Raw genomic sequence first — 23,845 nt, forward strand, 5'->3', positions numbered from 1 at the left:
ACAATTTGTTTTTTTATTGAATATATCAATATATGGAGTAGTGTAAGGGGAAAGACAGTAGGTACGTAGCAGTATAAAATTACACTGTTGTGACAAATAAAAAATAATCATCTTCTAAAAATTTGAAGGCTTGCTTTCAAGACCGTTGACGAAATGATGTGGAACTTAATCACTTCAAGGCTGCAATCTGACAATTTTTTGGCATCTTTACCTTAAATATTGTTCAACGCAAACCAACAACAAAATGCAAAGAAAATTACCCTTCACCTGTTTTTTACTGTTCTGCTATGTGTGCCTCTCAGCAGCAGAACCCATTGAAGTAACCTCTTTGGATAGCAATACGGTCTTGAAGGTAGAAACGGAAGGCCAACTTTCATGGTCAGTTGTCCACAAAGACAAAACGGTTATTGAAGCTGCAAAAATATCTATGACCCTTCAAAAAAATCGGTCGTGGGGAATAAATCCTTCATTGAAGGGAAAAACGGTTTCTAAAAAGGAAGGGGTGATAAAGCCTGTTGTTCCGAATAAAGATGCGGTGATTGAAGAAGCGTATCAAGAGTTGCGGCTCCAATTTCAGGGAGATTATCAAATAGTATTTCGGGTGTACAACGAAGGTGTGGCCTATCACTTTGAAGGAGAAATGCGTGGAGAGATTGAAGTATATGACGAACAGTTGGAGATAATTTTTCCCAAAAATACGGTTTCCTTTTTCCCGAAGGAGGAAACCATGTATTCGCATTATGAGCGAACATATATTCACAGTCGTTTGGACACATTAAAAGACAGCGACTTTTGTTCGCTTCCCGTTTTGGTAAGTACTGAAAATAAGGCGAGAATATTGATTACTGAAGCGGCTTTGCACGATTATCCTGCATTGTTTTTGGAGGGAAAAGAGGGAAGTAATTCATTGAAGGCGATTTTTCCGAAATATGTTTTGGAAACCATTCCCAACGAAAAAAGTGACCCTGATAGAAATGTAATCATCACCAAAGAAGCCGATTATATCGCAAAAACAAGCGGCAAAAGAGCCTTTCCGTGGAGGGTGTTTGTGATCAGTGAGGATGACCGTACTTTGATTGAAAACAATTTGGTTTTTCAGTTATCAAGACCACTTGCATTGAAGGAAACAGACTGGATTCGCCCTGGTAAAGTAGCTTGGGATTGGTACAACGCCAACAACATTTATGGCGTAGATTTCAAGTCGGGCTTGAATACTGCGACCTACAAATACTATATTGATTTTGCATCGGAAAATGGCATCGAATATGTGATTTTGGATGAAGGATGGACGAAGTCAACGACCGAAATTTTGGGATTCAATCCAGATATGGATGTGGCGGAATTGATTCGATATGGAAAAGCTAAGAATGTAGGAATTATTTTGTGGGTCTTGTGGAAGCCTTTGAATGACAACATGGAGGAGATTCTAAAAACCTATAGTGATTGGGGAGCAGTGGGTGTGAAGGTAGATTTTATGCAGCGAGCGGATCAATATATGGTCAGTTCGTATGAGGAAATCGCTCGGATGACTGCAAAATACAAGCTACTTGTGGATTTTCATGGAGCGTTTAAACCTGCGGGTTTGCGGCGAGTATATCCAAATCTGCTGAGTTATGAAGGGGTGAAGGGTTCGGAATGGAACAAATGGAGTGCGGATATCACCCCTGAACACAATGTGACGATTCCGTTTATTCGGATGGCGGCGGGACCGATGGATTATACGCCCGGTGCAATGCGAAATGCTCAAGCAAAAAATTTCCACATCAGTTTTGAACGTCCTATGAGTCAAGGTACTCGCTGCCATCAAGTGGCTATGTATGTGGTTTTTGAAAGTCCGCTACAGATGATGTGTGAAGTGCCGTCTGCTTACCGAAAGGAGCAAGAAACGGTGGATTTCATCACACAAATCCCAACGACTTGGGACGAAACGAAGGTTTTGGAGGCTGAGGTAGGTGACTATGTGCTGTTGGCTCGACGAAAGGGAACGAATTGGTATGTGGCTGCAATGACAGATTGGACGGCTCGTGAATTGGAGATTGATTGGTCTTTTTTGCCTGCTGATACATATCAATTGGAGGTGATGCAAGATGGCATCAATGCAGAACGTTTTGCTGAGGATTATAAACGCACTTCTCTAACAATTGATAGACAAACAAATACTTCTTTGAAGGTTCAACTGGCATCTGGCGGAGGATGGGTTGGGATTTTGAAGGAGGTGAAGTAAGTAATGAATGATATGGAAAATAATACAACACACCTCAATATCGAAATCAAAGCTCGTTGTCACAACCCTAAAAAAGTCAAATCTATACTTCAACAATATCAAGCTGATTTCAAAGGCATTGACCACCAAATTGATACCTACTTCAATTGCACGAACGGACGGCTCAAATTGCGGGAAGGAAACATCGAACACAGTTTGATTCACTACAACCGCTTAGATGGTAAATTGCCGAAAGCTTCAATGGTGACCTTGGAGCAACTGACCAAAGACACCAATATCAAAGCTGTTTTAACCAATGCTTTGGGTATCAAAATCGTGGTCGACAAACACCGAGCAATTTACTTTATTGACAATGTGAAGTTTCATGTGGATGAAGTAGTGGGTTTGGGGAGTTTTGTGGAGATTGAAGCAATTGATGTGAACGGAACGATTGGTGAGACTCAATTGCAGCAACAATGTGCTTTTTACATGGAATTGTTTGGAATTGAAGAGGGGGATTTGGTAAGTGTGAGTTATAGTGATTTGATGTAAGGTAATTTGCAGCTAAAGAAATCATTCGGAGAACTAAAATTGCTTTTTGATTGTAGATTAGATAAAAAAAGGAACAATGAAATTAACAATTGAAATAGCTAATCCAGCAGAAGTAGAACAGTTGCTTCGGGTTTTCAAAACCTTAAATTTAGAAAGTATCCATGTTGTTGTAGATAGAAATGTTAATAGAAAAACAGATGCAATAACAGATTTATTGACTACAATTAATCGGCCACTAAAAAAATAGTTAGATATTGAGGATTTGAAAAAAGAGAAAAACTACAAAGGAGTCAATAGAGGACGTTTTAATAAACTGGTAAAAGACATCAATATTGTTGAGCCGATTGACGTATTACTATCACAATTAAGCCGATGAGATACGGTTTAGATATCAATATATTGCTTCATTATCTACGGGAAACTGACTTATCAGTTTGGGTTGACAATCAGTTCAATCCTTTGGATTCGACTATCAATGAGGCCATTTTATGTGTAGTAAGTATTGGAGAAATAAATCACTTGCAAAAATCAACTATTGGGGGCAAAGGTGACTTGATAAAATAGAATTGTTGTGTGAGGAATTGCTCATTACCGACATAAATTCCGAGGATTTAATTGAACGATATGCTGAAATAGATGCCTTTAGTCAAGGGAAATTAATAGACAGGCCTCTCGGATTATCTTCTCGAAATATGGGGAAAAATGATTTATGAATTGCAGCCACAACTTCTGTATTGAACGCTACTCTATTGACGACAGATGCTGATTTCAACCATCTTCAACGTGAATACATGAATGTGGAATGTATTAGAAGATAGTGATAGCAACAAAACGAAGTTCGGTTATTCGAACACGCCATAACTGACCTTGGAAATTTAATCAATCAATCAATCCTCCTCATAAATATCAAAAATCCGCTTCACCGACGACACAATTGCAGTAGCTATAACTGCGCCCAAAACCGCCATAAATATGTCCTTTTGGGCATCCCAAATATCTCCTTGCGTACCCAAATAAGCAGCACCTTGTTCCTTAAAGAAGATGTCTGCTACTGCCCATTCAATCAATTCATAAGCAGCACTCATAGAGAGAGTTAATTCAATCGGCAAAGCCCACGACACCCATTTCGGGAATTGTATCCACTTCAAAAACAGTTCTCGCAAAGGGTAAGCCAACATTAAACCGAAACTAAAATGCACAATGCGGTCGTAGTTATTGCGCTCTGTACCAGTGACTTCTTGCAGCCAATAACCAAATGGATTTTCAGCGTAGGTGTACATCGCTCCATAAACATGCAAACTGAGATAAACGAACATCAAGGTATAACTCAAATCGCTGAACTGATAACGGCGATAGGCATAAATCAACACACCTAAAAAGTTGAAAGTCAATCCATTTTCTAAAAGCCAATTGTTGAAGTTAGGTGTACTTATAAAGGTATAAATCCAAAACCCCAAGAAAAGTAGTGCATACAACTTCAACCAATTATTCTTCAAAAAAGGGGTTCTGTGTTTGGAAATGGCAACAGTAAAATCCATATTGGTGCGTTTTAGGTTTGAAGTGAGGAAGCTTTTTGAAGGGAGAGTACTTTCAAATATAAAGATTAAAACACTATTGAAGTCAATAAATCGTAGCAAGTTCAAATAATTTTCTATTTTTGAAAGGCCTAAAAATCAAGAAAATCATGTGTGAACTCGTTTTACCCCATCTCAAATACCGCAAATCTTACCTCAAAGCCCTTGCAGAATTCCACAAAGAAAGGCTAAATCTCGATATAGATTACCAAGCAACAGTGAAGAATTTCAACGGTTTAATCACTTATTATGAAAACTTTGCGAAGGGAATCAACCTACCTTTTGGTTATGTTGCCACTACTCAATATTGGCTCATCGACAAAAAAGAATATATCGGAAGGATAGACATTCGCTCACAACTCAATGTCTATTTGGAGCGAATTGGCGGACACATCAGCTACCAAATTCGTCCCACAAAACGGAAAATGGGTTACGGCAAAAAACAACTGGGTTTGGCCCTCGTCAAAGCCAAAGAAATGGGCTTGCATCAACTGCTTATCACCTGCAAAGCAGATAATTTGGGTTCTCAAAAAATCATTGAACATTGGGGCGGAAACCTCATAGATGCCATAGAAAGACCTGATACAATTGTAAAGGAAAATAGATATTGGCTGAATGTGGAAGAAAGTCTAAAAAAGAAAACCTCCTAACCAATAATTTCATTGGTTAGGAGGTTTTTTTAATATAGAACTCAAAAACAAATATTTATATTATTCATTCCCCATAATCACCCCTGGGTCTGGCTTCTTGCCATAATTAGGAGGGAGTGGATCTCCTTCATGTTCAGGTGCTGCTACGGGTTCTGTTCCAATCAACCAATCCCACCAACTCCGAAAGTACCCTCTACTTGCTTTAGCATTATCGTTGCCATTGTCACGGTAGCTATTGTCGTAATAAGAGGTAGATTTCACATCTGCAAGGGTTTCTATACCTCCCTTTTCATTTTTGCCCATGACCGTAATCATGCCTGTTTTGGGGTCTATTTGTACTTCGGTCACAGTGAATCCGTTCATTCGTGACTGAGCTGCATCTACTAAGCCTTTTTCCAGTGTTTCCAAGGCAGTTTTGCTTTTGCTAAAATCCGACAACATTTCTTGAGCATGCGACTCATTTTGGGCGTAACTCCCATTGAAGGCAAACGACACAATCAAAAGGTTGAGGAACAATAATTTTAATGGTTTCATCTAAGATAAAATGTTTAATAGTTTAAAATAAAGTGAGGATTGTACTCCAAAGATAAATCACATAAACCTTGCACTGCAAACAAAAAAAATGAAAATTGTAGCAATTCAACACATATTTTAATACACCAACAAACGTTCTACCAAGCTCACTCCATTCACTTCCATCCTCACCAAATACAAGCCACTTTGCCAACTATGAATATCCAAATATTGCTCATAAGCTCCTGCCTCATACGGACTATTTGCTTGATACATCAATTGCCCAACGCTGCTAAAAATACGCACAGATACCATGGAAGCACGATTTAGCTCAAACTTCAATTGGGGCTTTTGGTCACGCATAACAGGATTAGGAAACAACTGAAAATCGCCCAATGACAAATCTGCCAATACATTGGTAGAAGCACGTTTATCGCTATTGATAGGAGGCGGAATTTCAAAAGGATAAAATTCTAAAAAGCAGTCGGAAGCATCTGTTATCACCACATTCAGTTTCCACGGATCGGGAATCAAAGAAGCATCAGGCAGTCCAGCTTGACAAGGTTGATCGGTGATACCGATGGGCCACATGTAGGTATAAGGAGGCGTTCCCCCTGTCACTTCCGCACAAACTGTTCCCTCTGCATCAATACTGATTACGGCATGAAGTGGTTCAGGGTTAGAAATGGTGAAATTTTGTTCGATGTGTATCAAGTTGCCATCCGTGATTTCAACGCTGTAAAGTGCAGGTTTCAAACCTTCAATAGAAGCAGTCGTTTCGCCAATGTTCCAGTCAAATTGCAAATCAAGTGAATTATCATTGAAGGAATAAGTTATCGAACCATCTTTCGTTCCGTAGCAGGACAAGTTTCGTTTGATTACTTCAAAATCAACTATTTGAATACGATTGGTTTGCTCACATCCATTGGCATCCGTCACCGTCAATACATAAACACCTGCTTCCAGACCTTCAATGATGTCCGTTGTCATGCCATTCGACCATTGCATTTCATAAGGTGCAACACCGCCCGATACTCTTGCAACGGCTTCACCATTTGCAGTTTGTGTGAGACGAATCGCAATGGGATTGGGCTGAGGCACATCAAATTGCAGGGTATTTTTTTTGTCTTTTGCATCCTTTACCACCACGCTATATGTACCGCTCGTAATGTCTTCGATAAAAGATTCGGTGCTACCTGTATTCCACAAATAGATAAAAGGCTCAGTTCCGCCTGCCACTTCAATCTGCAATTTGCCCCCCGATTCACCATGACATTGCGGCACATCCATCGTGAAACTTTCGGCGTAAATCGTTCTTGCCCGAATCGTTGAAAACTGCCCTTTTGAAGCTTTCGTACAAGCGATATTGTCCGCCAACGGTTGCACACTCCAATTGTAGGTGATGTAAGGATCCAATTCCAACATTGCACTTGTTTCAGTGGTGTAAAAAGACGCATCGGCAGGAGCAATGTTTACAATCAAATTTTCATTGCGAACTTCGACGTAGTATTCGCTCGCCCCTTCAACTGCCGACCAGCTCAACAATACATGTTCAAAAGGCACAGGTGTTGCAGGACTTACGGGATAGAGTAGCAAATTTTGATCCATTCGCACGATTTCTGGAGGTGAATTTTGCAGCAAATAAGACCGATTTTGAAAGATGTTTCCAACCATTGCTTCTGCTTGTTCGGCACTGAACCGAGTCGAACAATGGTCGTAACTGTATGACATAAAGAGGGTTTCGTCAGGATCCATCAATTCACCATTTGGGTCATATTTTGGCTTGCCGCTGTAGGGGCAGTTCCAGCGATTCGAGGCATAGTCGGCTCTTGTATCACAGAAATAATCTCCTGTTGTAGCGCAGTTAGAGCCATCTACCAATTCTTGTTGGTGAGGAGGAGGCGTTTTGCCATTTTCCCAACCGAGGAAAGGATGTGGCAGCGAAAAATAGTGTCCTACTTCATGCGCCAAAGTATTATCGCCCGATTCAATGCAGCTTTTGATGACCACAATACCATCATATCCAGGGGCATAATACCCACACAACCCAGCTGCTTTGCCAACGATATAGACATTGATGACATCGGGGAAATTGTGAATACTCATCATTTCTAAACCCTGCGATACTTCAAACTGCGAATAATAGCCAGGCTTGACAATGTAATGAAAATCACTTGCGCTGTAAAACTGTATGCCTGTATCCGTAAAATCATCGTTCAATTCACACAAAACCCGATAAGCTTCTTGTGCAGGATAAAAGCCGTATGGTTTGTCGGCATCACCCGAACCCAAAATATGGATCTGCATCGGCACATACAATGGGGCATCTGCCGATTTGTGGTAACTCGTTGGCTGTTGCCGAAACGCTTTGAGCCACTGCAATTGTTTGGCAGAAAGTTCTGTACCACAAGGCTCAGGAATGGTCGAAACTTGAGTTTGTGCTGGCAAATCAACTGTGATGATAGCAAGGAAAATGGAAAGAATAAGATGGTAGAATGAACGGTTCATATATAGGACGTTTGTTTTTGTTCAAATGTGTTTGCCTCAAAAATAACACGTCCTTCTGATAAAAAGATGATTTAGAACCAACAAAAACGCTATTGTCGTGTAATTGGCTTATAAAAGAAAAACCTTTCGCTCCAATGTATTCTTCGACACCTTCAATACTTGCCCAGCTTCCATTCCTTCAATGGTCAAACCTTCAATGGATGCCCGAATCAAGCGCAAGGTAGGAAAACCTACTTTGGCGGTCATTTTGCGGACTTGACGGTTTTTGCCTTCGGTCAGGGTCAGTTCAAGCCAAGAAGTAGGTTGGTTTTGCCGAAAACGGATGGGCGGGTCACGGTCAGGCACATTGGGTTCTTTTTTTAGTAGCGTCACCTGAGCAGTTTTTGTGCGGTACATCTTTGTACCCACTTTTATTTCTACGCCTTGCTTCAACTGCTTCAATGCTTCTGCTGTTGGGATGCCTTCTACTTGTACCCAATACGTGCGTTTGTGGGCAAACTGTGGATTCAAGAGGCGGTGATTGAGCGTTTTATCGTTGGTCAAAATCAGCAAACCTTCACTGTCGGTATCCAATCGCCCTACGGGATAGACGTTTTTGGGGAAAGGATATACTTCTGCCAATGTGCGTTTGGTATTGGAGGAATCAGTGAATTGGCAAAGGACATTGAAGGGTTTGTAGAGTAGGAAGTATTGGAGTTGGGGTTTATTTTTGCTCATAAATCAAGGGAAATATCTTCGTTTTCTTTCGTTATGCTATTTAAGTATATAATATTTCAAAATAGCGAATATTTTCTTCAAAACTACTGGATACCAATAAATTTAACCGTACGAATTCGCAAGATTTTTACAAAATGACGTGAAAAGGGCAGTTATTACCGCACAACGAAAGTTATTTGACCCTCAAAAAAATCTTCTGCACAACTAAATTATTAATTATCTGTGGTATCGACACTACGCCCCATATGGAAATTTCCATTACAGCGCATTATGAGCATAGTTACCACTCATATCTTCCGTTAAATATCCAATTTCAATAATCCTTTGCTTCAAAACGAATTGTCATAGTTTTGGCATTAAATTCGCTATTTATCAATTACCACAAAGTTACATTCCCATAATTCCTTACCAACAAACCCACTTATACCAGTACACAAAAGACTCAAATCAATACACAAACTGACTAAATTATTCTCCATGAAAACCAATAGCGTAACTTCTGTGGTAGTGTCCGACAAACACCTATTCGCCGATTTTATAGACCAACAAACCAAACAAAATCCTAAAACGACTGCTATTAGATTCAACCAACAATATCTTACCTATCAAGCCTTGAACAACAGTACCAATCAATTGGCCCACTACCTCCAAGATAAGGGTGTTCAAAAAGGCACAATGGTAGCCATCAGTGTAGAACGTTCATTGGAGATGGTGGTGGGTATTTTGGGAATAATGAAAGCAGGAGGCATATATGTACCAATTGACCCTTCTTACCCTGATGAAAGAATACAGTATATTTTGGAAGATACATCTACCAAAATCCTTCTGACACAACAGCACTTAATAACCAAATTTGGCGAAGTTGAGCAAGTCATAAGCTTTGAAACCGATTGGCTCAATATCCTCAACTATCCAACCGAAGCCCCCTTTGTGGAACTCCAAAACCACGATTTGGCCTACATTATTTACACCTCTGGCTCGACTGGAAAACCCAAAGGTGTGATGGTGACGCACGAAAACTTGTGGTATTCGACCACAGCTCGACTGCAATATTATCCCGACAAAGTTCGCAGTTTTTTGTTGCTATCTTCTTTTGCTTTTGACAGTTCGGTGGCAGGTATATTTTGGACATTGGCAGATGGGGGTACTTTGGTTTTGCCGCCTCAAAATACCGAAAAAGACCCGCTGTGTTTGGTGAATCTCATTGAAGAACACCACATATCTCACCTGCTTTGTTTGCCTTCTTTGCATAACTTATTATTGGATTACCCTACTTCAAAATTGGTTTCCCTCCAAACAGTCATTGTCGCAGGTGAAGCCTGCCCTAAATCTTTGGTTAACAAACACTACCAAGTACTCCCGAGCATCAACTTATACAATGAATATGGTCCAACTGAAGGCAGTGTATGGTCAACCGTTTACTACTGCCCCAAACAAATGATTGAAGCCCAAAGTGTACCAATCGGCAAAGGAATAGCCCATGCCAAAATCTATATTTTAGATGAAAACCAACAACCTGTCAAACTTGGTGAACAAGGTGAAATCTACATTGGCGGTAAAGGTGTTGCGAAAGGTTATTTGCATCAAACTAAGCTGACTGATGAGAAGTTTTTGGAGCTTCAGATTTCCAATGAAAAACCTGCAAAAGTTTACCGCACAGGTGATTTGGGTTCTTGGCTATCAGATGGCAACATTGAGTTTTTGGGACGCACCGACCACCAAATCAAGTTGCGAGGCTACCGTATTGAGTTGGGGGAAATTGAAGAGGTCATTTGTCAACAAGCAGGTGTTCAAGAAGCTGTTGTGGTGGTGAAAGGCAATGCTGCAAATTCCAGAAAACTGGTTGCTTATGCCACCTTGCAGCCTGGCTACCCATTGAAGGAAGTAGAAATCAAGGCAAATTTGAAACAGCATTTGCCTGAATACATGATTCCTACAAATATTGTTTTTTTGAAGGAGATACCCCGCACTCCAAATGGTAAAATCAACCGAAAATCTTTGTCGGAACTGCAACTGCCTTTTGAAAATACCAATCGCACATTGAAGTCCAATCATTTGCTGCAAAGGCAAAACGATGCTTTAGAAAATTTTATGCTGCAATTGTGGTGTGAAATATTGGAGGTAGAAAGTGTGGGATTGAAGGACAAGTTTTTTGAATTGGGCGGCAATTCTCTACAAGCGGCACAGTTTATCAATCAAGTGCAAAAAGAGTTGCAAGAATCCATTTTTATTGTCACCATTTTCGACAATCCAACCATTGCAGAATATGCGGCTATGCTTCGGCGGGATTATAAGGAGGCTTTGGACAGACATCCTGTTTTTAACCATATAGGGACATTGAATACCGAAACACCCTTATCTACACAAACACCTAAAGACACAAACACATACAGACATTTTAGTAAAACTTCTCTACCCACCTTAAAGGAAGCTGACTTCAATAATTTCCATCAATACATTCCGACTACTGCCATCCTACAAAATCGAAATTTCGAAGAAACAACCGCTACCAAACCGATTATCTTCATCCTTGCACCTCCTCGTTCTGGTACAACACTTTTGAGGGTCATGCTGGCAGGGCATCCACAACTTTTTGCAGCCAATGAACTGCAATTGTTGGGGTTTGACACCATGCGAGAACGAAATACAGCCTACAGTGGCAAGTTTGGTTTGTGGAAAGAGGGATTGATTCGGACGGTGATGGAATTGCAGGGATGTGATGCCGACCATGCTAAATTTTCGATTTTTCAGTGCGAGCAACAAGGACGTAAAACCTTTGAAATGTACCGTTTATTACAGCATTGGTTGGGTGATAAAATCCTTGTAGATAAATCCCCTTCCTATTCGATGGACTCCAACATCTTGCAGCAAGCGGCGCAACAATTTGGTGAAAAAGCGATTTTCATACACTTGGTTCGACATCCTTATGCCATGATTCAGTCTTTTGCCAAAATGCGAATGAACCAAGTAGCCTATCTCCTACCCCATTCCTACAATGCCCGTGAAATTGGTGAATTGACATGGACCCACAGCCACCAAAATATCTATCGTTTCCTCAAAAACATTCCTGCAAACCGCCAATACCGCCTTCATTTTGAACAACTCGCACAAAATCCTGAGCAACACCTTCAGGCAATGTGTGAACAAATTGGACTGCAATTCCACAAAAATATGGCGAACCCTTATCAAAATATTGAATCCAAAATGGTGGATGGTATTTATTCGGATAGCAAGGCAATGGGCGACCCAAAGTTATTACAGCAAAAATCCATCAATCCAAAATTGGCGGATAGTTGGCGAGGAGTCTTGAAAAATGATTTTTTGAGTGCGACCACATGGGAAGTATATCGGCAGTTTGAAGATTTTTTGTAAAAAAATGAAAAAAAACTTTCAATTCGGAGTTCCCAAAACGTCTATTGATATATTAAGTAACAATAATAAAAAGGAAATTAAGATTAAAAGCGGCATTTTTTTTAGTAATTGGTTTAATCATCTCCAATAGTTTGACTATTGGAGATTTTTTTTTGAGTTATTCTTGCATGGAGCCTGAAGACTTAAACGTGCAAAATTTACCCATCAATTTAAATTTGACTGAACACTTTAAGTGAGAAATTCAACTCACCAAAACAGATTATTTGATCTATATACCGATTTTGACCATCCAGATGTATCGGTTGAAGATGACAAAGATGCTGTCCAATGCTTCTACATACAGTTGTCAATGATTTTAGCAGTAAATTTCAACAAGATTCTTGCAAAATGACAAAAACAAGAGCGCATTTTATAACAAAATCTCCATATCTCTGCGCCTCTTCGTTCAAAATCAATCTAATACAAGTTCGTCAATTTTCCAAGTTTCGAACATTCGGCCAACAAGATTCCTTCTGAATGACAAAAGAAAAAATCCACATACCTCTGTACCTCTGTACCTCTGCGTTCAATAAAAAACAACGCACTATAAATTCTCTCTCAACCGCTTCAAATCTTCTGGGTTTTTCGCCAAAATACTGTAGGTACTCGCCAATTTCTGCAACTGTTCGGGAGTAGGCACTTCGAGGTTCACCTCTAGTTTGTCGAAAATGTGGATCCACGTCAACAGTTCTGCCGTTGCAGGTCGTTTGCGTAGTTTTTTGGCTCTGATTTCGGTGAAATGGTCAATACAACGACTCCGTGATCGGTCAGTGCTTGTGGATAGTTCACAAGTTAATAATGTAAGAAAAATCAAGTGACCAAAAAGAGCCATTATTATAGAATGCCGTAGTCTCCACATCGTCTTCTCCCAAATATACAATCATCTCACCCGTCATTGGGCGTGGCTCACCACCACCTGTCCTATAGTGAATACCATAGCGAATATGGTTTTTAGAACCAATCTTTTGCTCGGAAAATAGTCCAAAGTTTAGAAAACGGTAGCTAATACCAGTTATATAGTATTCAGCATACAGACTCCCCACATCACAAGGAAAATTAAACACGCCACCACAATTAGCTGCTATAAGTCCTGTCGTTGGATACCAAGTTTGATTGTAGCCTATCAATGCACCAATAGATCGTCTGCCTTGTTGAATAGGTACTTTAAAATACGTATTGAGACCGACTGTAAAGTTGCCATTCATTGAAGATATTGGAGGAATATCTTTTAGGTTTCCGACTCGTGAAAATCTTTCAGGATTAACTACATACTGCTTTAAATGATGGGCAAGACTCAACTCTATACCTATTCTATCGCTAAATTGAAGACCTAGTGCCACCTGCACAGGAATCGCCAAACCAACCTGCTGTACATTTTCAATATCTTCTAATACCTGCGTATAAGTACCTCCCAAACCTGCTCCTATAGATAGGTATAAGGGTGAAGGAGATTGAGCAGATACTTGTAAGCAGAAAAAGATGAATGAAAGTAAAATTGTGTATTGAAGTTTCATTTTATTGTATTTATAGTTTAGTAAAACAGGTCGTTTGCGTAGTTTTTTGGCTCTGATTTCGGTGAAATGGTCAATACAACGACTCCGTGATCGGTCAGTGCTTGTGGATAGTTCACAAGTTAATAATATAAGCAAAATCAAGTGACCAAAAAGAGCCATTGTTGTAGAAGGGGATATTCTCCACTTCATCTTCTCCCAAATATACAATCATCTCGCCTGTCATTGGGCGTGGCTCACCACCACCTGTCCTATAGTGAATACCATAGCGAATATGATTTTTTAATCCGATTTTTTGCTCGGAAAATAGTCCAAAGTTTAGAAAACGGTAGCTAATACCAGATATATCGTATCCAGCATACAGCATTCCTAAATCACAATCAAAATTACGTTCACCACCACAGGTAGCAGTTCCAACACCTGTTGCAGGATAAAAGGCTTGGTTATAGCCCACCAATGCACCAATAGACCGTCTGCCTTGTTGAATAGGTAATTTGAGATACGCATTAAGACCGACCGTAAAGTTGCCACTCATTGTAGTCAGACCTCTTGTTACTCTTATTGGGTTTCCGACTCGTGAAAATCTGTCAAGATTGACTTGATACTGCTTTAAATGATGGGCAAAACTCAACTCTATACCTATCCTGTCACTAAATCGGAAGCCCAGTGCCATCTGTATAGGAATCGCCAAACCAACCTGCTGTACATTTTCAATATCTTCTAATACCTGCGTATAAGTACCTCCCAAACCTGCTCCCATGGATAAGTATAAGGGTGAAGGCGATTGAGCGGATGTTTGTAAGTAGAAGAATATGAAAAAAAGTGAAATTGTGTATTGAGGTTTCATTTTATTGTATTTATAATTTAGTAAAACGGAAAGTTTGGGTATTGTTCTCAAACTGCAAAAACTCCACTGCTCGACCATTGTTCAAAAACTCGCTGATAAGCTTCATGTTACATCAATCAGTGAACGTTTGTGCGATAAAGTAAGTTAATACGGGGGTCGGTCGGGAATTGTTTTGGTGTATTATTTAGGCATAAATTGAAGGTTATAGGTGAATCAATAAAGTTTATAGTTTGCTTATTTTCAAGTCTTTTTTACTATAAATTTGTGGTACTGCTAATATACACTATTTTTTTGAGACATGCAAGCCCGTTTTGAAGTTTGATGTGGTTTTATTGCCTAAACAATAGTTCGTGCAATTTTTAATGAACACAGAAGCACGGAGGCACAGAGTTTTGATTATCAAATAATTAGCAAAATAAAAATTATCTTCTAAACTGTTGATAATTAAATTGTTGTGATTTCTGCACGAACTATTGCTAAATACTGGACAAAACGCTTTATTGACTGGGAATCTAAACCTTACCTTATAGGTTTTTCTTTATAAGAATTCACTTGATTAATATTTTCGTATAGCGTTTCAAGTTTTAAACCTATAAGGTTTTACCCAACAAGTACACTTTTGAAGTTTGATGTGATTGTATGATTATTATCAAAGGTCCTCCCGCAACCGCTTCAAATCTTCTGGGTTTTTCGCCAAAATACTGTAGGTACTCGCCAATTTTTGCAACTGTTCGGGAGTAGGCACTTCGAGGTTCACCTCTAGTTTGTCGAGAATGTGGATCCACGCCAAAAGTTCCGCTGTTGCAGGTCGTTTGCGTAGTTTTTTGGCTCTGATTTCGGTGAAATGGTCAATTGCAGCCTCCAACATACGCTGCCGAAATCCTTCACTCAATTGCAGCCGTTTGTTTACAATCTCTCGCAGCATATCTTTTTCAGGAAAAGGAATGTGGTAATACACACATCGCCGCAAAAAAGCATCGGGTAAGTTTTTCTCTGAATTGCTCGTCAAAATCACAATCGGGCGAAAACGTTGGTCTTGTATGCTGTATTTTTTACCCGTTTCCGACACCATAAAACTCATGTTCTCAATCTCGTGCAAGATGTTGTTCGGGAAATCACGGGTTGCTTTGTCAATTTCGTCAATCAGCACCACTGATTTTTGCGCTCCAATGTGCTGCAATTCTTGGGGCAGTAAAGCACGTACATTCGCATCATCATAAGACGACAAAATCGCTTTTCCAAGTGCTTCAAAATGAATGTAGTCGTTTACCTCAATATCCGTTTTTTTGATTTGGGTATGGTGAAAATGACCGAGTGAATCGTAGCGGTAAAAAAGGTCTTTTGCAGCAGAATCGGTTTTAGCATTGAAAACCAAGGGTTCACCCAATCCCAATTCCCATGCAATACTTTTCGCCAAGTGCGTTTTGCCTGTTCCTGGTTCACCTGTCAACAACAGAGGTTGCCCCAATGCCAAAGCGACATTGACCGCATCTCGCAAATAATCACTAGCAATGTAGCCACTGGGTTCGTCGAGTTTACCGAGATGTTGGTAGGTAGGAAGTTCAAAACGGCTTTGTCGCCCATTTCCTTGATAGATATCGAAATTGTACATAGAAGGAATTTATTGTTTTCATTGAAGCTATAACACATTATACCTTTATAACGATTTAAGATTCAATAAAATTCCTTCTTCACATAAGATTTTATCAAATAACTCTATTCACATCAAAATGCTCCAAATAGTATTTCACACGATTCAAGAAAGTGCTACCCAATGCGCCGTCAACAATTCGGTGATCGTAAGAGAGCGAGGCAATCATCAAATGTCGAATCGCAATCACGTCTCCATATTTGGTTTCCATCACCGCAGGTTTTTTGCGGATAGCCCCTACTGCCAAAATCGCTACTTGAGGTTGATTGATGATCGGTGTTCCCATGATACTGCCAAACGTTCCCACATTGGTGAGTGTGAACGTACCGCCTTGAACCTCTTGGGGTTTCAGTTGATTAGTTCTCGCACGATTGGCTAGGTCATTGACCGATTTGGCAAGTCCTACGAGACTTTTGTGGTCGGCATTGTGAATCACAGGCACAATCAAATTACCGCTTGGAGTAGCCGTTGCCATTCCGATATTGAGGTCTTTGCGGACAATCATCTTGTAGCCATCCACAGAAGCATTTACCAATGGATAATCTTTGAGGGCCATTGTAACCGCTTCAATAAAAATGGGCGTGAAGGTGAGTTTTTCGCCTTCTCTTTTTTGGAAAGCATCTTTTGTTTTGTTGCGCCAATTCACAATATCAGTCATGTCTATCTCCGAAAAAGAAGTAACATGTGGCGAAACCTGCTTCGACATCACCATGTGGTCGGCAATCAAACGGCGCATACGATCCATTTCCACGATTTCGACATTGCCGCCTGTGTCCACTTTTGGCGGGGTAATGCGTGGAGGAACGGGAGTTTTGGGTGTTGGAGGTTGCACTTGCGGTACTTCAATGGGTTTGGTATGTGGTGGCTGCGGAGTTTGAGGAGTAGCGATTGTTTGGGGCTGCTGTTCAATTGGTTTTGAAGTTTTTGCAGTTTTGCGGCTTTCAATGTATTGAAGCATATCCCGTTTGGTCACCCGCTCATCTTTGCCTGTTCCTTCAATTTTCTCCAATTCGTCCATGCCAATGTTTTCTTGGCGTGCCATATTCATCACCAAAGGAGAGTAAAAACGTGTTTTGGCAACACTTTCTTGCACTTGTGGTTCTTCTTCAACAATTTGTGAAACGCTGGCTTGTGGCAAGTCCGTTGCAGGGCTTGTTTCTTGCGAATTAGAGGGGCTATTGGTTCCCGCTTCTGCGCTTGCAGCCGTTTCTATCATCGCAATCACTTTCCCTACTTCAACGGTATCACCCTCTTCAAACAAAATTTTGGACAAGATGCCATCAACAGGTGAAGGAACTTCTGAGTCCACTTTATCCGTTGCAATCTCCAATACCGATTCTTCAGCTTCAATTGGGTCGCCCTCTTGTTTGAGCCACTTCAAAATTGTAGCTTCCATTATACTCTCGCCCATTTTGGGCATTATCAATTCAACCTGTGCCATAATTTCTTTGTTTTTAGGGAAGTTTTATCTTTTTTTGAAGTCACAAAATTAACCATATCGTTTGCACTAAAAAAGGAATCTATTGCAGCTTGGTGTAAATTTAAGATTGTTTTGAAGCCTATTTTTCTTTTGTCCAAAGTCCCCAAAAACTAAATAGTTTCTTCATCACTATCTGCAATGCGCTCCAACAAAAACACAACCGCAAATCCCAAAATCACCAATGCAATTACCCCTACTATAAATGCGTCACCGTCCGTATAGTTTGCAGGCAACACATTTTTTTGTAGAAAAGGAATTTCCTCACCATGACTATTCGTACGGTATTGAAGCGTTTGTTTCCACGGCCAAACCTTGTTCAAAGAACCGACCATAAACCCAGTGAGCAAAGCCAAGGTAATGCTTCTAAACTTCTCAAACATCCACGACAATACATGTGAAAAACTCAGCAAACCTGCCAAACATCCTGCTGCAAAAACAACGAGAACAGGCAGATTAAAATCCTTGACCGCCCCTGTAATGTAGGGATACAAGCCCATCAACAATAAAATGAAGCTACCCGATATGCCCGGCAAAATCATGGCACATATCGCAATCGTTCCTGCCAAAAAGATGAACCACAAATCGGTTGGAGCTTCAACGGGGGCAAGTACCGTAATCGTAAACGCAATGACCGCCCCAATCAATAATGCAACGATTTCTTGGATGCGCCACTGTTTGATTTGTTTACCGACAAAAATGGCGGAAGCGACGATCAAGCCAAAAAAGAAAGCCCACAACAGCATCGGATAGGTCGCCAACAAATGACTGATGATGCGGGCAAGGGTAATGATACTCACTCCAATACCTGCAAATAGCACTACCAAAAAAGTGCCGTTGATGTGTTCCCACGCTCCTTTCACCCCTTTTTGCTGCAAAACCTTGAGGAGTGTTGGGTTGATAGACTTTAGCGAATTGAGTAATTTTTCGTAAATGCCTGTAATAAAAGCAATCGTACCGCCAGAAACGCCTGGTACGATGTCAGCGGCTCCCATAGCCATGCCTTTCAGAAAAAGTAGAATGTGTTGTTTCATATCTGCAAAGGTAAGGACTAAAAAAATGAAAATGGAAATTAAAATGAAAGTGAAAAGGAGAATATATCCTTAACTTTGTGTCCTAAACAAGGAATATCCCTTCAGGTCTTCCTATATTACAGTGTAATTAGAAATCATTTGATATTTCAGCAGCATCGCTGCGACTCTATTTGTAGAGAAAATATAAATCCCTTACTTTGAGGGGCATAGCCTCGACACCAAAAGCACCCAGTCATTTAACTGCGTCAAAGCTACGCACCTAATTGTACAATTAACAAAACATTAAAAAAAGAATATGCAAAACATCACAGTTATTGGAGCAGGCACAATGGGCAATGGCATCGCACACGTGTTTGCCATGAATGGTTTTAAGGTCAAATTGGTGGACATCAATGAGGAAGGATTGCAGAAAGGTATGGAGACCATCAGCAAAAACCTCGACCGAATGATTCGCAAGGAAACCATCAGTGAACAAGACAAAGAAAATACTTTAGACAATATTCAAACATTTACCTCTTTGGAGACTTCGGGAATCGAACATGCCGATTTGATTATTGAAGCAGCCACCGAAAATGCGGACATCAAATTGAAGATTTTCAAACAGTTGGATGAATTGTGCAAAGAGGAAGCCATTTTAGCTAGCAATACTTCCTCCATTTCTATCACCAAAATTGGGGCGGCTACCAAACGCCAAGATAAGGTCATTGGGATGCACTTCTTCAACCCTGTTCCTGTGATGCAACTAGTTGAAATCGTGCGAGGTTACGGCACTTCAAAGGCCACCATGCTGAGAATTGTAGGTTTGGCAGAAGCACTGGGCAAAACACCCGTTGAAGTACACGATTATCCTGGTTTTGTGTCGAATAGGGTTTTGATGCCCATGATCAACGAAGCCATTTATACCCTCTACGAAGGGGTCGCAGAAGTGGATGCGATTGATGCGGTGATGAAACTGGGCATGGCGCACCCAATGGGACCTTTACAGTTGGCTGATTTCATTGGATTGGACATTTGCTTGTCTATTTTGAATGTGCTGTACGAAGGTTTTGGCAATTCAAAATATGCTCCCTGCCCGCTGTTGGTGAATATGGTAATGGCTGGAAAATTGGGAAGAAAATCTGGTGAAGGGTTTTATAAATATGACTAAGCAATAACAATACAAACCAAGACTTTTGAAGTTTCGTTTGGACAATACAGTGATTTTCTGATTTCAATCACTTTTTAGAATATAAACTTCAAAAGTCGCCTTATAGCCTTAAATTCTAAAAATACAATGAACGACAACTTCTTCAATATAAACGATATCAATCACCTCATTCGCAGTCGGAGAACCATCAAACCTGAAAATTTTGTGCAGCCTGTTCGGGTGATTGACGCTGCCATTATCGAAAACATGCTCGAAAATGCAAATTGGGCACCAACGCATGGTATGAACGAGCCGTGGCGTTTCAAAATTTTTGCAGGAGAAGCCCGCCAAAAATTGGGTGAATTTCAATCCAATTGGTACAAAGAGAACATAATTGGTGACAACTTCAATCCCGCCAAACACCAACAATTGCTCACCCGTCCATCCCAAGCATCTCACATCATCGCTATCTGTGTGGAACGAAAAACGAACACCAAAATTCCTGAAATAGAAGATATTGAAGCTGTAGCCTGTGCGGTTCAAAACCTACATTTGACTGCAACGGCTTATGGATTGGGTGCTTATTGGAGTTCGGGAGGGCCTACTTATACCGATGAATTGAAGGAGGCCTTAGGGCTTGGTGTAGAAGATAAGTGTTTGGGATTCTTTTATTTGGGTTATCCCAAAGAAGGCGAATATGAAAAAGTAAGCAAGGCAATCCTTTTGAAGCGAACCGATTACCAAAGTAAGGTTGAATGGATTTGAATTCACTTAGTAAGAAATAAAATAGCCTGCTCTGAGTCCTCGGTGCAGGCTATTTTCATTTTTATTTTCATTTCTCCTCAAAAGCATGGGACAACCGCAAGGCTACGAAACGCCCTATGGTAGGTGCACCTACTACTTCTTGATGGCTGTTGTCCAACAAGTTTTGAATACTCAAAGACAAACGGGTAACACGACTGGGTGCGAAAGCATAGCCCAAATGTATATCAACCGCACCAAAAGAAGGCACTTCACCAATGTAAATCCCTGAATTGACTGAAAAGGCATTTTGCCATCGGTATTTCATTGCTACATCTAATCCAAAATTTGACGCATATTGTAGGCCAAAATTTGCCTTGTGTTGAGGTGCATTCAAAGCCAAAGGAATTCCTCTGTCTGCGTCAAATTCTCCTTTGCTCACATACGCATAGTTGCCTTCCGCTGTCCATTGGTCATTGAGTTTATACAAAAAACCCAGTTCTGTTCCCCACAACTGCACATCGCCAAAGTTGGTATATGAAAACAACATGGAAGGTGTGTTTTCAAAAATTGGGCTAATGGTGCCAAACGGAATACTGGCTGCTGAACTGGTCAAAAGTGTTACCAATTCGTCAATACCACTCCCATCCTGATTGCCTACAATGGGAAATGTGCTTCCATCGGTTTGGTCCAACAATTGAGTCAAAAGTGTTGCAACGGACACATATTGAGGAGATTGCAACTTTTGAAATATTTGAGAACCTAAATATTCGCTCAAGGAATTGGGTTCTAAGAACACATTAGGAGTCAATAACTCCAATGGGCTAATGATGTCGGTGATGTGCGTCAAATACACATTGCCAAAAACGCTCAGTTTATCGGAAACAATGCCTTTGTATCCTACTTCAAACGTTTGGTAAACTGAATTTTTCAACGATTGTATGTCTGTTATTTGGCTAGTTTCTACTGGCTGAAATGGAAAATTTTCTTCAAAAGTAAGTGTTTGTATTTGGTGGTCAATGTTTGCAACTTGACTTGGAATGATTTGATTTCGCAAAAGAGCAATCAAAGAGGGGTCTAAACCTCCCTGTTGAAATCCTTGTAACAACCCTTCTAAGGCAATGCCGTATATGACATTGGAAATAGTTGGGTCATTCAAATCGAAATAGGTGGCCACATCCTGCCCCAAAATGCTCGCAAAAGGGGTTCTAAATTGCGGCAAGCCATTGTTGCCATAAGAAAAATTCAATCCCCTGTTACCCAATGCTTTTAGAGGAGTTCCAGAAGGCAATCCGAGTGAACTGGTAAAATTGTAAACATCATCAAACTCGGTGATGTCCAAAGAGAGGGTAAGTGGAGAAGGAGAATCAAATGCCTTGTTGTAGGTGGCTCTAAATGTGTGATTTTCAATCGGTTTGAAAAGCAAAGCAGCACGAGGCGATAAAAACCAATTGTCAATGAAGTTGTGTTTGTCTGTTCGAAGTGTTCCAATGAATTTCAACTGCTGACTCAATTGAAGGTCGGCTTGTAGAAAACCTCCAAACTCATTGATGGCATCGCTGTCTTCGTTTTGACCATGAATGGTATAGTCGGTATTGGAGCGTGTCAACAAGGCATCCATACCATAGAGCAATTGTAGGTTTTGTGAAAGGGTGCTACTGTGTTGAAGTTGCAGCGCATATTGGGTAGATTGACTGGAAATGATACTCCCATTTCTGAAAAGGTAGGTATCACCTGCATTGCTGGTATTGAGATATATTTGGGCAAATAAATCTTTCCAGTTTAGTTTTGCTTGAGCATAACCAGCAGTCCAGTCCTTTACTTGAGTTGCTCCTACGGTAGTCATTTCGACACCCGAAAAACGGCTCAATCCACCTGCTAAGGTAAGTTGGGCATCTCTATTGAATCGAAAATCTAAACGCCCGTCCAAAAACATATTTTCTTCTTCATTGTTTCGAGTATTGTCAATTACCTCACCTTCAATCTGTTTTCCGTTAAGATTGTAGCGGTTTTTGGTTATTGTCTTGGGTTCCGTGGGGTCATAATACAACCATCCATTGCCGCCAAAATACTGCCCCGAAATCTTGTAGCCAATTTCTAAAGAGCTAGATGGGTTCATTTCAATCTTGCCCGAATGTCGAAATCCAGCAATAGAAACAACCCTGCTTTCATTGTCAATTAATTGATTCTGAGGACTTACTTCTTGTATAGGATTCGCTGTTTGGGATCGAGTGCCCAAACCTACACTGACCATTGTGCTGCTTTTTGACTTGTTATCCAATGGCGAACTTGTAATAAAGTGAATCACTCCATTTGAACTATTGGGGCCATATAGTGCGGAAGCAGGTCCTTTGAGCACTTCAATGTGATCTAAGTCAAACAAATTGAAGGTAAGTAATTGGTTGGCATTCAAATAAAGAGAGGGTATTCGAGCTATTCTATTATCAACCATCGTGAGGGTTGTTCCAGAAAAAACATTGTTGAAACCTCGTACCACCACATTAGAAGTAGTGAGATTGGTACGCATGACATCAACACCTGAAATGCCTGTAAGGTAATCAGTTGGACTGGCAGCGACAATATCTTTGAGTACATTTGATTTGACAACACTAATATCAGCAGGTACATCTAAAGTTCGCTCCAAACTTCTACCAGATGTGATACTCAACAAATCCATTGGATTTTCGGTAGAAGTTAATTGAACATCAATTTCACCAAATACACCTATGGTTACTTCATGGTTTTCATATCCATCTCGTTTAAATTCAAGTGTTCGGTGTTCAGGAGGCATCGCAATTTTATACTGCCCTTTTGCATCACTCATCGTATTGATGGACGGCCAAGTTTTGATAAACACTTGTACTCGAGGTAGAGGTTCATTGGTTTCATTATCTGTAATTGTACCTCGAATGTAGGTATTTTGAGCAAAAACAGTGGATGAATATACTACAAAAAACGCCCATAGAAGGGAATAGTATAAAGTCTTTTTCATGTCTAAGGTTTCTAATCTGGGAAAATAACAATAGGGTGGAGAGTGTTTTCTTACAATCTTCTAAGTATATACGAACCTAAACAGGGTATCGGTTTTACTACTACTTAAAATCTTGACTATCATTTTTTTGTATAAATTACTTTAATCTCATTTCATCTACACACAATTCAAATGAAGTGTATTCATTACACTTAATCTTTTTTAAGCAAATCAGGAGCAATATCAAAAAGTTGTTGTTTGTATTTGCTGTATCCAAAAGTGGTGTGTTCCAAGCGTTCTTGAAGCAAGTTCATCAAAAACTTGATTTCCCATTCAGGCATTAGGATGTTGATTTTTTC

Annotated in this window: 19 protein-coding genes; 7 read left to right on the forward strand and 12 right to left on the reverse strand. The window is 40.3% G+C overall.

Annotated elements, in window-relative coordinates:
* The first annotated feature begins 244 nt into the window (after positions 1–244).
* The 3 genes from R3E32_11020 to R3E32_11030 all read left to right on the forward strand — a co-directional run bounded on the left by R3E32_11020 (position 245) and on the right by R3E32_11030 (position 3,002).
* On the forward strand, positions 245–2,224 hold the full coding sequence (locus tag R3E32_11020; GenBank protein MEZ4885248.1) for a glycoside hydrolase family 97 protein: 1,980 nt from the start codon (positions 245–247) through the stop codon (positions 2,222–2,224).
* Positions 2,225–2,236: 12 nt separating this feature from the next.
* The gene (locus R3E32_11025) at positions 2,237–2,755 is read left to right on the forward strand and encodes a class IV adenylate cyclase (GenBank protein MEZ4885249.1); all 519 of its coding nucleotides are present in this window, start codon (positions 2,237–2,239) and stop codon (positions 2,753–2,755) included.
* Positions 2,756–2,831: 76 nt separating this feature from the next.
* Positions 2,832–3,002, forward strand: coding sequence for a hypothetical protein (locus R3E32_11030; GenBank protein ID MEZ4885250.1), 171 nt, complete (start codon positions 2,832–2,834; stop codon positions 3,000–3,002).
* Positions 3,003–3,642: 640 nt separating this feature from the next.
* On the opposite strand, the gene R3E32_11035 is transcribed toward R3E32_11030, so the two are convergent.
* A complete protein-coding gene (locus R3E32_11035; GenBank protein ID MEZ4885251.1) occupies positions 3,643–4,293 on the reverse strand; it encodes a DUF2238 domain-containing protein in 651 nt (216 codons plus the stop codon).
* Positions 4,294–4,439: 146 nt separating this feature from the next.
* On the opposite strand from R3E32_11035, the gene R3E32_11040 reads away from it, so the two are divergent.
* On the forward strand, positions 4,440–4,979 hold the full coding sequence (locus R3E32_11040; GenBank protein MEZ4885252.1) for a GNAT family N-acetyltransferase: 540 nt from the start codon (positions 4,440–4,442) through the stop codon (positions 4,977–4,979).
* A 60-nt stretch (positions 4,980–5,039) separates the two neighbouring features.
* Here R3E32_11040 and R3E32_11045 read toward each other — a convergent pair whose 3' ends face one another.
* From R3E32_11045 to R3E32_11055, 3 genes are all read right to left on the reverse strand, one after another.
* Positions 5,040–5,513, reverse strand: a complete 474-nt coding sequence (locus R3E32_11045; protein ID MEZ4885253.1) for a hypothetical protein — start codon at positions 5,511–5,513, stop codon at positions 5,040–5,042.
* Between the two features lie 117 nt (positions 5,514–5,630).
* Positions 5,631–8,000 (reverse strand): hypothetical protein, encoded by a 2,370-nt coding sequence (locus R3E32_11050; protein MEZ4885254.1) that lies wholly within the window; start codon positions 7,998–8,000, stop codon positions 5,631–5,633.
* Between the two features lie 108 nt (positions 8,001–8,108).
* A complete protein-coding gene (locus R3E32_11055; GenBank protein MEZ4885255.1) occupies positions 8,109–8,717 on the reverse strand; it encodes a pseudouridine synthase in 609 nt (202 codons plus the stop codon).
* Positions 8,718–9,194: 477 nt separating this feature from the next.
* Between R3E32_11055 and R3E32_11060 the strand changes: the two genes are divergently transcribed.
* Positions 9,195–12,089, forward strand: a complete 2,895-nt coding sequence (locus R3E32_11060; protein MEZ4885256.1) for an amino acid adenylation domain-containing protein — start codon at positions 9,195–9,197, stop codon at positions 12,087–12,089.
* Positions 12,090–12,672: 583 nt separating this feature from the next.
* Here R3E32_11060 and R3E32_11065 read toward each other — a convergent pair.
* The 6 genes from R3E32_11065 to R3E32_11090 form a co-directional block, all read right to left on the reverse strand.
* On the reverse strand, positions 12,673–12,960 hold the full coding sequence (locus R3E32_11065; GenBank protein ID MEZ4885257.1) for a hypothetical protein: 288 nt from the start codon (positions 12,958–12,960) through the stop codon (positions 12,673–12,675).
* Positions 12,914–13,642, reverse strand: a complete 729-nt coding sequence (locus tag R3E32_11070; protein MEZ4885258.1) for a hypothetical protein — start codon at positions 13,640–13,642, stop codon at positions 12,914–12,916. Before R3E32_11070 ends, R3E32_11065 begins: the two co-directional genes overlap by 47 nt.
* A gap of 112 nt (positions 13,643–13,754) precedes the next feature.
* Positions 13,755–14,486: a hypothetical protein gene (locus tag R3E32_11075; GenBank protein ID MEZ4885259.1), complete on the reverse strand. Its 732-nt coding sequence runs from the start codon at positions 14,484–14,486 to the stop codon at positions 13,755–13,757.
* 649 nt (positions 14,487–15,135) lie between these two features.
* A complete protein-coding gene (locus tag R3E32_11080) occupies positions 15,136–16,098 on the reverse strand; it encodes a MoxR family ATPase (GenBank protein ID MEZ4885260.1) in 963 nt (320 codons plus the stop codon).
* A gap of 94 nt (positions 16,099–16,192) precedes the next feature.
* Positions 16,193–17,578 (reverse strand): dihydrolipoamide acetyltransferase family protein, encoded by a 1,386-nt coding sequence (locus R3E32_11085; GenBank protein ID MEZ4885261.1) that lies wholly within the window; start codon positions 17,576–17,578, stop codon positions 16,193–16,195.
* Positions 17,579–17,727: 149 nt separating this feature from the next.
* A complete protein-coding gene (locus R3E32_11090) occupies positions 17,728–18,648 on the reverse strand; it encodes a DUF368 domain-containing protein (GenBank protein ID MEZ4885262.1) in 921 nt (306 codons plus the stop codon).
* A 295-nt stretch (positions 18,649–18,943) separates the two neighbouring features.
* Here R3E32_11090 and R3E32_11095 point away from each other — a divergent pair, with 295 nt between their 5' ends.
* Both R3E32_11095 and R3E32_11100 read left to right on the forward strand, forming a co-directional pair.
* Complete coding sequence (locus R3E32_11095; protein ID MEZ4885263.1) at positions 18,944–19,795, forward strand: 3-hydroxybutyryl-CoA dehydrogenase; 852 nt, start codon at positions 18,944–18,946, stop codon at positions 19,793–19,795.
* Between the two features lie 126 nt (positions 19,796–19,921).
* A complete protein-coding gene (locus R3E32_11100) occupies positions 19,922–20,539 on the forward strand; it encodes a nitroreductase (GenBank protein ID MEZ4885264.1) in 618 nt (205 codons plus the stop codon).
* 67 nt (positions 20,540–20,606) lie between these two features.
* On the opposite strand, the gene R3E32_11105 is transcribed toward R3E32_11100, so the two are convergent.
* The gene (locus tag R3E32_11105) at positions 20,607–23,507 is read right to left on the reverse strand and encodes a TonB-dependent receptor (GenBank protein ID MEZ4885265.1); all 2,901 of its coding nucleotides are present in this window, start codon (positions 23,505–23,507) and stop codon (positions 20,607–20,609) included.
* A 191-nt stretch (positions 23,508–23,698) separates the two neighbouring features.
* Positions 23,699–23,827: a hypothetical protein gene (locus tag R3E32_11110; GenBank protein ID MEZ4885266.1), complete on the reverse strand. Its 129-nt coding sequence runs from the start codon at positions 23,825–23,827 to the stop codon at positions 23,699–23,701.
* Between the last annotated feature and the right edge of the window lie 18 nt (positions 23,828–23,845).

This window comes from Chitinophagales bacterium, assembly GCA_041392475.1.
Taxonomy (GTDB): Bacteria; Bacteroidota; Bacteroidia; order Chitinophagales; family UBA2359; genus JAUHXA01.

What these genes read in the sequence shown, in the direction of transcription:
- R3E32_11030 (MEZ4885250.1), top strand. Translation starts at nt 2,832, where the DNA reads ATGAAATTAACAATTGAAATAGCTAATCCAGCAGAAGTAGAACAGTTG.
- R3E32_11045 (MEZ4885253.1), bottom strand. Translation starts at nt 5,513, where the DNA reads ATGAAACCATTAAAATTATTGTTCCTCAACCTTTTGATTGTGTCGTTT.
- R3E32_11065 (MEZ4885257.1), bottom strand. Translation starts at nt 12,960, where the DNA reads ATGGCTCTTTTTGGTCACTTGATTTTTCTTACATTATTAACTTGTGAA.
- R3E32_11070 (MEZ4885258.1), bottom strand. Translation starts at nt 13,642, where the DNA reads ATGAAACTTCAATACACAATTTTACTTTCATTCATCTTTTTCTGCTTA.
- R3E32_11025 (MEZ4885249.1), top strand. Translation starts at nt 2,237, where the DNA reads ATGGAAAATAATACAACACACCTCAATATCGAAATCAAAGCTCGTTGT.
- R3E32_11100 (MEZ4885264.1), top strand. Translation starts at nt 19,922, where the DNA reads ATGAACGACAACTTCTTCAATATAAACGATATCAATCACCTCATTCGC.
- R3E32_11090 (MEZ4885262.1), bottom strand. Translation starts at nt 18,648, where the DNA reads ATGAAACAACACATTCTACTTTTTCTGAAAGGCATGGCTATGGGAGCC.
- R3E32_11020 (MEZ4885248.1), top strand. Translation starts at nt 245, where the DNA reads ATGCAAAGAAAATTACCCTTCACCTGTTTTTTACTGTTCTGCTATGTG.
- R3E32_11060 (MEZ4885256.1), top strand. Translation starts at nt 9,195, where the DNA reads ATGAAAACCAATAGCGTAACTTCTGTGGTAGTGTCCGACAAACACCTA.
- R3E32_11105 (MEZ4885265.1), bottom strand. Translation starts at nt 23,507, where the DNA reads ATGAAAAAGACTTTATACTATTCCCTTCTATGGGCGTTTTTTGTAGTA.
- R3E32_11035 (MEZ4885251.1), bottom strand. Translation starts at nt 4,293, where the DNA reads ATGGATTTTACTGTTGCCATTTCCAAACACAGAACCCCTTTTTTGAAG.
- R3E32_11055 (MEZ4885255.1), bottom strand. Translation starts at nt 8,717, where the DNA reads ATGAGCAAAAATAAACCCCAACTCCAATACTTCCTACTCTACAAACCC.
- R3E32_11095 (MEZ4885263.1), top strand. Translation starts at nt 18,944, where the DNA reads ATGCAAAACATCACAGTTATTGGAGCAGGCACAATGGGCAATGGCATC.
- R3E32_11080 (MEZ4885260.1), bottom strand. Translation starts at nt 16,098, where the DNA reads ATGTACAATTTCGATATCTATCAAGGAAATGGGCGACAAAGCCGTTTT.
- R3E32_11040 (MEZ4885252.1), top strand. Translation starts at nt 4,440, where the DNA reads ATGTGTGAACTCGTTTTACCCCATCTCAAATACCGCAAATCTTACCTC.
- R3E32_11085 (MEZ4885261.1), bottom strand. Translation starts at nt 17,578, where the DNA reads ATGGCACAGGTTGAATTGATAATGCCCAAAATGGGCGAGAGTATAATG.
- R3E32_11050 (MEZ4885254.1), bottom strand. Translation starts at nt 8,000, where the DNA reads ATGAACCGTTCATTCTACCATCTTATTCTTTCCATTTTCCTTGCTATC.
- R3E32_11110 (MEZ4885266.1), bottom strand. Translation starts at nt 23,827, where the DNA reads ATGCCTGAATGGGAAATCAAGTTTTTGATGAACTTGCTTCAAGAACGC.
- R3E32_11075 (MEZ4885259.1), bottom strand. Translation starts at nt 14,486, where the DNA reads ATGAAACCTCAATACACAATTTCACTTTTTTTCATATTCTTCTACTTA.